The sequence below is a fragment of the Bradyrhizobium sp. JHI2711 genome (assembly GCF_056156565.1).
The window spans coordinates 26,961-36,885 of the sequence record NZ_JBPZPT010000013.1 but is presented as its reverse complement, the minus strand read 5'-3'; the positions used below and the strand labels follow the sequence as shown (position 1 = coordinate 36,885).

Sequence of the window (9,925 nt, the reverse complement as noted above, 5' to 3'; positions counted from 1 at the left end):
GAAAGCCTGAAGGGGCCGCAGCGCTCCGGTATGTGGGGCCTCCGCGCCGCGGCCCCTTCAGGCTGGGATGCCAGCTAGGGAATTTTCGATGCCCATATTTGGGGAGTATTCACCGCCCAGTGACAGGATGCTCGCTGGCGTGATCCAAAACCATCCGGACCCGTCGGGCCCGGACCTCGGGTGAGAACTTGTTCGTCGTCCTGCTTGTCATGGCTCCATCTCTCAGGAGGTGGAGCCTCCGGCAAACCCGGGCCGGTTCAGCGCAGTCTGGTCTGTTTAGAGCGCCTAGAGTAGAAAAGGCTTCGTGTCCCCGGTAGGCCGCAGAATTTCTGGAATATAAGGCTTTACATTGCAGAAATTCGGCTTGGAGACCCGATAGCCTTTACTAAAGGGTAGACAACCTGATCGATGCGCCGATTTGAAATTGCGCCGCGGTGGCCCTGTGGGTCGCGTCCCGGTCAATCAGGATAGGTCACGGTAAGTTTGGACAATTCGTCCCCATCGGACGAATTGACTGTGGAGGTAAGGCGGCGTGAACTTTGACGTTGTGAAGCAAATTGCTGCGGTCAATTTCTCTGACACCTATCTGGAGGCCAGGCAGAAATTTTTGTCAGCGGCACCGAAGTCGAAGGCGTATCAGTGCAGTGCAAAGGGACCATCTCGCGAGGCTCTCTTTACCGATGCGGCATATTTCGGCCCCTCAGATGCAAAGAAGCTCTTGGTCCTGGTCTCCGGCACGCACGGTCCAGAGGGTTACCATGGCTCGGCAGCGCAGCTGCTGTTTTTGCAGGCAAAGTTGCACGAGGAGCTTCCGCCCTCGACGGCTGTGCTCTTCGTCCATGCGCTGAACTGCTACGGCTTTGCCTGGGATCGCAGGTCTACTGCAGAGGGATGCGACCTCAATCGTAACTTTATTGACTTTTCAAAACCGGCGCCTGCAAATCCCGAGTATGAGGAGTTGGATCAGTACTGCGTTCCTGCGGACAGAACAGAGGAGGGGCTCCGGCGCGCTGAAGCTGTGATAGCCGAATATCGCAAGTTGCATGGGGAAGAGGTTTACCGTTCAGCGAGGTCGCGTGGTCAGTACACCAGGCCCGGTGGCCTGTTTTACGGCGGAAGCGAGCCTACCGAAGCGCGACGAACCCTCGAGAAAATAGTAGCCGACTTTGACGTGGCAGCCCGCGATAATGTCATCATCATCGATTACCATACCGGGCTCGGTCCTTATGGCTACGGGGAGTTGCAATGCGAGCAACCGTCCGGGTTAAGGGGGTACGAGCGAGCAGCAAAAATCTTCGGGCCCTCAGTAACCTTGCCCGATCTAGGAACGTCCTCCTCGGTCAACTTGCACGGCACGCAAGACGAATACTGGCAGCGGATTTTGGGCGATCGTCACACCTACGTTGCCCTCGAATATGGAACCTACACTGGTTCGACGATACTGCGTGATGAACACTGGCTGTTCAGATACAGACCGGACGCGATTGATTCGGAACTCGGGCGGCAGATACGGAGGGCCACCAAGCAATACTTTTATCCCCAAAAACCGGATTGGAACGAGATGGTTCTTTGGAGAGCGCACTTGGTGCATCGACAGGCACTTGAGGGGTGTACATCTGGACACTAGCTGTTTGCCGAAAAGCCAAGTCCAGTGATGTCTCGCGTCAAGTGCCCATCCGACCCTGACGGCTCACTTCTATCGCTGGACCTCAGCGAGCATGCGATTGGCAAAGACTCCTGGAGTGGCCATCCGATGGCTTCGCTATGCCGAACTACGAGGCAAGGGGCGGATGTTGAGTGGTTGACGGACTAGCGCAAGCTTAGAATGAACGTCTGTGGTTACTAAAAGGAACGATCCATGACCGCACTTAAAGCAATTCCTTTCACCAATGCCCCGTTTCAGAAATCAGAGTATGAGCGGCGGCAGAAGAATGTGCTTGAAGCGGTGGCCAGAGCTGAGCTTGACGCGCTCGTGGTCACTGCCCACGGCCATCTCAAGTATCTTAGCGGATACGATGGGATGGGCGCGTACTTCATGCCGTTTCCGCTGATCTTCGTGCCAGGAAGAGCGCCAACATATGTCGTGCGCGAGTTCGAGCTCAATGGCGTACGTGCCGAAAGCTGTATCGACGAGATTGTTGGTTACACGGAGCAGCCTGACTTCGCCAGAGTGTGCGCCGATGTTCTCCGCCAGCTGGGCCTGGCAGGCAAGAGAATCGGGTTCGAACTGGGCTGTTGGAATCTTGCACCTGCAGATGTAAGTGCACTTCAGGCGCGCCTTCCGAACATGAACGTCGTCGATGCTTCTTGTCTGGTCCCGTCGGTGATGGCCGTGAAAAGCGACCTCGAAATCAGTGCAATGCGCGATGCGATGACTATGACCGATGTGGCGGTGCGTGCATTTCAGCAGTCGCTTAGGGAAGGCATCACCGAAACGGAGATGGCCGTAGCCATCCAGAGCGAAGTCAGAAAAGCCGGTGGTGAGGACGTGAGGCTGGTCTCAATCGGGTTCGGTGAGCGGACGAAATTGCCACATACTAGGCTTACACGCCATCCAATGGGTAACAACGAACCTGCAATGGTAGAACTCGGCGGTGTAAAACAAGGATACGCCGGAGCACTGGTCCGCGGCGCTGTACTCGGCCGACACCCTGAGTCGGAACGCTTGCATGCGTTGGCGGAAGAGGCACTTGAAGCCGCGATCGCCGTAATCAAGCCAGGCGTGACAGCTGGCGAAGTGGACACCGCCGCGCGCAAAGTGATCGAGCGTTCTGGTCGACCGCAAGCGCTCAATCATCGGGTGGGTTACCAAACCGGCGCCCCCTGGAATGAACGCGGCAACATCAGCTTGGAGCCCGGCGCAACCGAGATCCTTCAGGCCAACATGACCGTTCACATGCCAATGATTCTCCTTGGAGAGGACGGTTATATGATTGGTTGTAGCGAGACCGTATTGGTAACGGGACGCGGCGCGGAGGTGCTTAGCCGTACGCCACATACGCTGTATCGCGCATAATACCTTGGCACGCAGCCGTCAGCGCCGCGACTGTATAGCATCTCGGCGGTACCAACCGGCGGGCAGCCCCATGCTTCCCGCCTTCTTCTCTGATGGACTAGCCAGTCGCTAGTAGTGCTCCCTCGAAGCAGACGCGCATGCCCGGCGCAATCGTAGCCAGGCGTGCGCTAGATGGGTGCTTCAACTCGAGGCCCTCAGTCTCGGTGTGGAAACCTGTCGAGCTGGACCGGTCGTGCTCGTAGGTTGATTCCGCTACGCCGATGCGGCGAAACGCGATGATGCTGCATTGCCGATCCACTGCGCCAAATATTGTTCAAGTTCGCTGCGTTTCTCGCAAACGCGTGAGCGGCGTGATTGAGCGTAGGTGGCGGTGCTCGGCAAATGCCATCCCGCTTCTGGTCGGCGCACTCCTGCTCGAATAGAACACGCGCGGCCGCCGAGCGTCGGTGCATTGATGGGACTTGAAAACGATCGCCCCCGCTATGCGGTCATTCCGCCGCCAGCTTCGCGGAATCGCCAGCTGAGCGATCCGGTCCAACCATCGAACGTGGTGATCTCTGAGCTCCCGCAACAGATCTAATCGTGCGAAAAGTATGTACTTCCATTGTTCGAGCATGGAATTGCTGCGCGAAGCTGAACAAATTGCGGGATTTCAGCTTAGGATCGCGCTAAGCTCAAGCAATCATCTGTCATAAAGTTAGCGGAGTCATAAATGGCATTGCAAATCCCGCGCTCTCTCGGAATTCTGAATTTGGAACGGGGAATGACGACCGATGCCAACACGCCAGCGCCGCTACGCGGCTCCTTAATGAGTTCAGCTACTTTCGATCTTCCCATCATTTCAGAAACAGTTATTGGTGCATGGGCTGATATCGTTATTCCTGGCGCGCCAGAGCTGGAGCCTGCCTGCGTGGCGGCGGCGAAGCGCTTAGTCGAGAGGGGCGCTGTTGCAATAAGCTCCAACTGTGGCTACTTCATCCGACATCAAGCGGCTGTGGCCGCGGCGGTGGACGTACCGGTCGTTACGTCGAGCCTACTGCTCCTGCCGGCTCTACTCCGCCAATTGCCGGCCGCCGCTAAGCTCGCGGTTGTCGTCGCTCAGCCGAAGCACTTAAGCGAGGACATGCTCGGGATCGACGACCCGGCTGCGCGGGCGAGGGTGGTCATAGGGGGAATCGAAAACAGCTCACTCGTGCGAAATGAGAATATGCGACCGCCGCCGCGGACCGATATCGCGGAAATCGAAAGGGATGTCGTCGCCTGCACCACTCAACTCCGGGACTCACATCCTGATATTGCGGTATTTTTGTTCGAGTGCACGGGAATGCCACTGACGGCGCCGGCGGTCCGCCGGATAACGGGTCTGCCTGTCTACGATATTACGACCCTTTGCCGAATGACGTTGGCCTCCGTCCTGTAAGGGACTTTGCGTCACGTTGCTGAGTCCGCAATCCGCGCCATCACTGGCGGCCCAATCGAGTTGAGCGGGCTGCCATCCGGATAGGGAGCGTCGTAGGCCCGTTGCGCTGGCCTTCTGCTTGCTAGCAGCGCCGGTCTTGTATCTGCCAATACTAGAGGGGAACGCTCGTGTGCGTCGGGTCCGATCATTCACGATCGGTCGCCGCCTGACTGAGCCATTAGGTGAAATAGGGCGGCGCTGAGTTTGCATTGCGAAGCAGACGGCTGGACCGACTTTTCTGATTGCTATTTGGAAGCTAGGCAGCAATTCTTGATAGGTTTTGGTCGTAGTTTTCGGCGCGCACGGTCCAGAGGGTTACCAATGGGTCGGCGACACCGCTGTTGTTCTTGCGAGGGTAGCTTCACGAAGGGGCCACGTGAGCCGTGCGCTTCAACTGCTACGGGTTTGCCTGGGATCACGGTCGATTGCGAGGACTGAGAATCCAGTCGGAACTTTATCGACTTTTCCAGGCCAGTGCTCCAAATTCCGAGCATGAGGATGAGTATTGCGCTTTAGCGGACAGTGCGGAGGGGCTCCGGCGCGTAGAGGCGGCAATTGCCGAATATCGCAAGCTGCGGAGTTGGCTTCCGATCAGCGCGGGCGCGTAGTCATGTTCATTCAGCGACTGCGCGGAGTTTTGGCGAGGATCAACCTCAATACTTCGTCTATTAAGCTCGTCTCCACGCGACTGCGGAAGCGCTCGCGTTCGTTTGCCACCACGCCGCTGACGTTGGGCTCCTGAGCATGCGCGAAGGCCCGCAACTAGAGGTGGTAGCGTTCAGGTGCGTTCGGCAAGATCGCGAACGAGCTCGCGTTCGGTGTGTCGACGTCCTTAATCCGTTGTGACAGCTAGACCGTTGTCTCCCCAAATTTGCCTTCGGCTTGTGACCGTCCGTCTGGCCCGGCGCGACGCTGCCGGTCTCCTCGACTAAATGATCCAGCTGATTGCTGTTCTGTTCGCAGTTCCGATGCTTGGCGGCCTAATGCGGGACATCCCGCCCTCGATTGCGGTCACGACAGGCTTGCGAAGATGCAGAGGAAAGGCTTGCCCACCATGCTCGCCTTCTTCCCACCAGCACGATTATTCAGAAAAGCCGATTCGGATTCCAAAACCTTCAACCTACCCTCATCCCGCTCTGGTTTGCTGATTTAGACGGCAAGCGCTGACCTCAGCCGAAGACTTCCGCCAAGAGCTTTGGGCAACAATGACAGTGAACTCCCATGTTCAGGATTTGTCACGGTTAGCCGAAATCGGCTGACCGTTAGTCCACGACCGTCGAGGATTCTGGCACGTCAATCTTCGGATAGGCCAAAGCTTGTGAACGAGTGCGATGTTCGATTTATGAAACGCTACCTTGAGTTTTCAACGAGTTGCTAGGCTAAAGAAAACGTCTTTTCAACGTTGAGGACGAAGGTAACCTGCTGTTACTACGGCGAGCTAATTCGCCAAAGCGTCAACGTCGCAGGCGAAACCGGTTGCAGATATATGGTAACGAGAGCGCCTCTCATCTGGACTCTGCCAATTGCGCATACCCACTGTTTGTCGGGTAGCGCAGGCGCATTGAGTTTCGTTGGCGGCGCAGGTGATTTTGACGCGGCGGGACGGATTCGCAATCCGGATGACTTCGACAAGCAGATCGAAGGCACGATGGCGAACTTGGCAGAGGCACTTGCTAGCGAAGCCTGCACGTTCGACGACGTGGTGCGGCTAAAGGCGCACTACACCGCCGAACGCGACGATTGGGAGGTGATTGCGGCGCTGGCCCGTTTCTTTAAGGCGGACCCATGCCAGCGATCAGTACGATCCCGGAGCCCTTGCAGCCCTTCTCCGGCCAAACTATACAAATTCAAGCTATTGCCCAGCGCGGCTGGCGGACGCATCCCGAAGTCCGAGCGCTCCCGCGCCCCGTACCGCCTCAGAGGCAAGCGCTATTCGGTGAGCGAGCGGTCCCTGGGGGCTTGCGCGGGCGAGTTCATTGCCGTTGCGAACCGCGCAGCCGAGGATGTAGACGGCGTGGTGGGACAGCCAGATGACGGCGTGGCTCAGAGCCACTTCATCATAGAGAAACACGCGGAGACACTGGCCGCACTCGGCGCCTCCTTTCAGGATTGCGTCAAACTGGAGGGTTACTACTTCGGCAACACACGCGAGCAATGGGCGCCGCTTTCCAAGGCGCGGGCGAGTCATTTTCGCGAGCCGGGTCCCGCCGGGACCGTGGTCCCCTGCCACCGGCTCAATCCAAAGGGCGCCTTGACCAAGGTCGAGGTCCTGGCCATGCGCGAGCTGCGCAACGGCTGCGACAAATACATCCCGCGCGAGGACCATTGGCCCGCACGCGTTTGGGACTGGACCTACCCCACACCTTGCCGTCAAGCTATCCGGTTGCGAAATACCGTGTGGCTTGGTGGCCAAGTGCCCTCGGAGCCTTACTGCAATAAGGGGCACTCCGTCATGGAGGGGCAGCTCATGCCGCAGACCCGCGTCACCATGAGTTATATCCAGAACCTCCTGCGGGCGTTCGGCCGGTCACTCGCGGACCTGAAGCTCATGGTCTGCTACTTCACCGAGACGATTGCCTTCGCCAAGACCCTCGCGGATTGCGTGGGCGGAGCGCTTCCACCTATGACGGCTCGTGCTGAAGCCAATGATGCACAATCCCAAGACTACCGTGGAGATTTGGGGCGTCGCTCAAGGTTGACGGCACTTTGATCTGCAAATGGGGGAGAGATTATGAGAGAACTCGAATTGGGTGTCCTTCTCGAAACGCTTTGGAAGGGACGTAGTCGATGAGCTTTCTCGAATTCGACGGAAAACGCTTTCTCGATGGCCGCGCGTCCGATCCGCGCGAACTCTGCTGGATGCGCGGTGCGCCGCCGCCAGCAGACAAGTGCATCACATTCGAGAGCGGCACGTTTTTCGATTTCCCGCAGATCCGTTGGTCGCTGTCGCATAGGCGCGAGCTTGCGGCGAGTGTCAACGTGTGGCGCGGGCGGGGCGGGCCGTCGCCGCTCGATCGCAGCGACAAGGCCGCGAACATTGAGGCGCTGACCTTCGCCGATAAGGACGGCCGCACCCGCCGCTTCGACGAGGCGCTGTTCGACACCTACTGCGACGGCATCGTGGTGCTGCATCGCGGGCGCATTGTGTATGAGCGCTACTTCGGGGCGCTCGAGCCACAGTTGGCGCATGCGTGCTTCTCGGTCACGAAGTCGTACGCTGGTACCCTCGCCGCCGCGCTCGTCCACGAGGGCGTGCTCGATGATGGGAAGGCAATCCCACATTACCTACCGGAGCTCCGGGGGACTGCTTGGGGTGATGCCACGCTGCGTCAGGTGATGGATATGCAGACTGGTCTGGCATACACCGAGATCTACGACGACGAGCGCTCCGGCGTTCGGGCGTATTCGCGCGCCTGTGGTGGGCGACCACGGCCGGTCGGTTACGACGGGCCGCGGACATTATGCGACTACCTGCGCACCATGAAGAAGGAGGGGGCACACGGCCACGAGTTCGCGTATAAGACCGTCAACACGGACGTAATGGCTTGGGTGATGGCGCGCGTGACCGGCCGCTCGTTCGCACAGCTGCTGCACGAGCGCCTGTGGGCGCCACTGGGCTGCGAGGAGGATGGCTACGTCCTTGTCGACCCGGTTGGCACGCCGCTGGTCGGCGGCGGGCTGAACGCGACCCTGCGCGACCTCGCGCGCTTTGGCGAGCTCATGCGTCGCGAAGGCGACTGGCACGGAAAGCAGCTCATTCCCGCCTCCGTCGTGCACGAGGTGCGAAAGGGCGATGACCCGGACAAATTCCACTACGCGTGGTTACCAGGCTATTCGTATCGGAGCATGTGGTGGGTGAGCCACAATGAGCTGGACGCCTTCGAAGCCAAGGGCATCCACGGCCAGCGCCTCTATGTCGCGCCGAAGGCGGAGATGGTGGTCGCGCGATTCGCGTCACACCCGGTGGCATCGAGTATCGCCAATGACCCGATCACTTTGCCTCAGATGCTGGCATTGGGGCGGTTACTGCGCACATAGCTGCAAAGATGCGCCGTTTCTATTTCGCCAAATCTGGTGGATCGCAAGATCGCAATGAAGCGATCCACATGTCGTCCGCGCCTCGATGCTATCTTCACGTTTCGAAGCAAACTCACACCTTAGAAATCTCTTGCGCACCCCCCTTCAGTACGGCGCGTTATCAACTCTTGCCTGATCAGCTCTCGTTCACTAGACCGTTGGCGGCGCGCACGCACTCACTACTTCACATATTTCTTTGCCGATACACCTAAACCGGTGTGGTCGGCGGCTGGAGAAGTAGTAAGCGTCGCCAGGGCATAGCACGCGCCTTTGATCGTCAACTGTGACCTCCAAACGTCCACTAATGACAATTCCGCCTTCTTCACCATCATGAGTAAGGCACACTTTCCCTGTGTCGGAGCCAGGCTTGTACGTCTCCTGCAGAATCTGGACTGATCGACCAACCATGGTGCTGCCAACCTGGAGAAGGGAGACTCCGCCCTTGCCGATCTCGGTCAGGTCATTCTTCTTAAAAAAGATCTGTTCCCTTCTCTCGTCCGGTTGCGAAAAAAATTGTGCCAAACTGATCGGAATGGCTTCCAAGATACGCTTCAAGGCGCCCACGGACGGATTTGTCTGCCCTGATTCGATCAAAGATATGGTTGAGTTGACTACTCCGGCCCGCCTTGCCAGCGCACGCTGTGAAAGGCCGTTGCGCAGCCTGACGTGACGCAGCCGAGCCCCGATGTTTTCATTTGCGCCGTCGGTCATCGGCGGCCCCTCCAACGCTTTGCTCTCCGGCGCGCTTCATCCGACATCTTCAACGGCGGCTGCCGCCGCGCACGTCATGAGCCAACTCTAGCCACGCTTTGAGGCTGAATTCCCCAACATTGGGCCATAATCGCCGTAATTGTGCGTCTGACCGATCGATTGTGGCGTTTTCCCTCGCGCCGATAGTCTGGAATCTGTCTTCAGTTGAGGCCGAACGACGCCGCTTACGCTGGCGGCAAACTTCAGACTCTTATCATAGCGCTTAATCGATATCGACGAGCCATCGATGACGTGGCCATCACGATGTGTCGGCTGGCCCACACCATCGGCCGCCCACCAGGAGGGCGGTAAAGGATGAGGACGGTTTGCGGGAGGTAGCCAGGGGCCCAGGATCCGACGCCCGAGGCTAATCGGAGATCCGTCGGGCCGAAAATTGGCAATCCCGTTGCAGGGCACCAACATCAGCGCGGCTTCGGGGCCGTGCGCTGTCGAGTGCGGTGTTCGATTTAGAAAACACCAGCAATGATATTCAATGACTTACGATATCAAAGAAAACGTCTATTCAAGGACAGTGGCCATGATAGTCCTGTCGCGCAATGTGGCGTGACGCGATCCGCACACTCTCGTGGCTGATAGTGTTTATGGGGCGCCACAATGCCGGG

General features: G+C 58.3%; 6 protein-coding genes. 5 read left to right on the top strand and 1 reads right to left on the bottom strand.

The genetic code is table 11. From position 1 onward, the window contains the following. Positions 1 to 532: 532 nt before the first annotated feature. The 5 genes from ACTEK7_RS36195 to ACTEK7_RS36175 all read left to right on the top strand — a co-directional run bounded on the left by ACTEK7_RS36195 (position 533) and on the right by ACTEK7_RS36175 (position 8,513). Positions 533 to 1,627: a DUF2817 domain-containing protein gene (locus ACTEK7_RS36195; protein ID WP_225131225.1), complete on the top strand. Its 1,095-nt coding sequence runs from the start codon at positions 533 to 535 to the stop codon at positions 1,625 to 1,627. 231 nt (positions 1,628 to 1,858) lie between these two features. After that, a complete protein-coding gene (locus tag ACTEK7_RS36190; RefSeq protein ID WP_225131224.1) occupies positions 1,859 to 3,016 on the top strand; it encodes a M24 family metallopeptidase in 1,158 nt (385 codons plus the stop codon). A 712-nt stretch (positions 3,017 to 3,728) separates the two neighbouring features. Then, positions 3,729 to 4,436: an aspartate/glutamate racemase family protein gene (locus ACTEK7_RS36185; RefSeq protein WP_225131223.1), complete on the top strand. Its 708-nt coding sequence runs from the start codon at positions 3,729 to 3,731 to the stop codon at positions 4,434 to 4,436. A 1,600-nt stretch (positions 4,437 to 6,036) separates the two neighbouring features. After that, on the top strand, positions 6,037 to 7,185 hold the full coding sequence (locus ACTEK7_RS36180) for a RidA family protein (protein ID WP_225131222.1): 1,149 nt from the start codon (positions 6,037 to 6,039) through the stop codon (positions 7,183 to 7,185). Positions 7,186 to 7,262: 77 nt separating this feature from the next. Further along, positions 7,263 to 8,513 (top strand): serine hydrolase domain-containing protein, encoded by a 1,251-nt coding sequence (locus tag ACTEK7_RS36175; RefSeq protein ID WP_225131221.1) that lies wholly within the window; start codon positions 7,263 to 7,265, stop codon positions 8,511 to 8,513. 189 nt (positions 8,514 to 8,702) lie between these two features. On the opposite strand, the gene ACTEK7_RS36170 is transcribed toward ACTEK7_RS36175, so the two are convergent. Continuing rightward, positions 8,703 to 9,263: a cupin domain-containing protein gene (locus ACTEK7_RS36170; protein WP_225131220.1), complete on the bottom strand. Its 561-nt coding sequence runs from the start codon at positions 9,261 to 9,263 to the stop codon at positions 8,703 to 8,705. Positions 9,264 to 9,925 lie beyond the last annotated feature (662 nt).

Coding starts and splice junctions, on each gene's coding strand:
- ACTEK7_RS36175 (WP_225131221.1), top strand. CDS start 7,263: ATGAGCTTTCTCGAATTCGACGGAAAACGCTTTCTCGATGGCCGCGCG.
- ACTEK7_RS36170 (WP_225131220.1), bottom strand. CDS start 9,263: ATGACCGACGGCGCAAATGAAAACATCGGGGCTCGGCTGCGTCACGTC.
- ACTEK7_RS36185 (WP_225131223.1), top strand. CDS start 3,729: ATGGCATTGCAAATCCCGCGCTCTCTCGGAATTCTGAATTTGGAACGG.
- ACTEK7_RS36190 (WP_225131224.1), top strand. CDS start 1,859: ATGACCGCACTTAAAGCAATTCCTTTCACCAATGCCCCGTTTCAGAAA.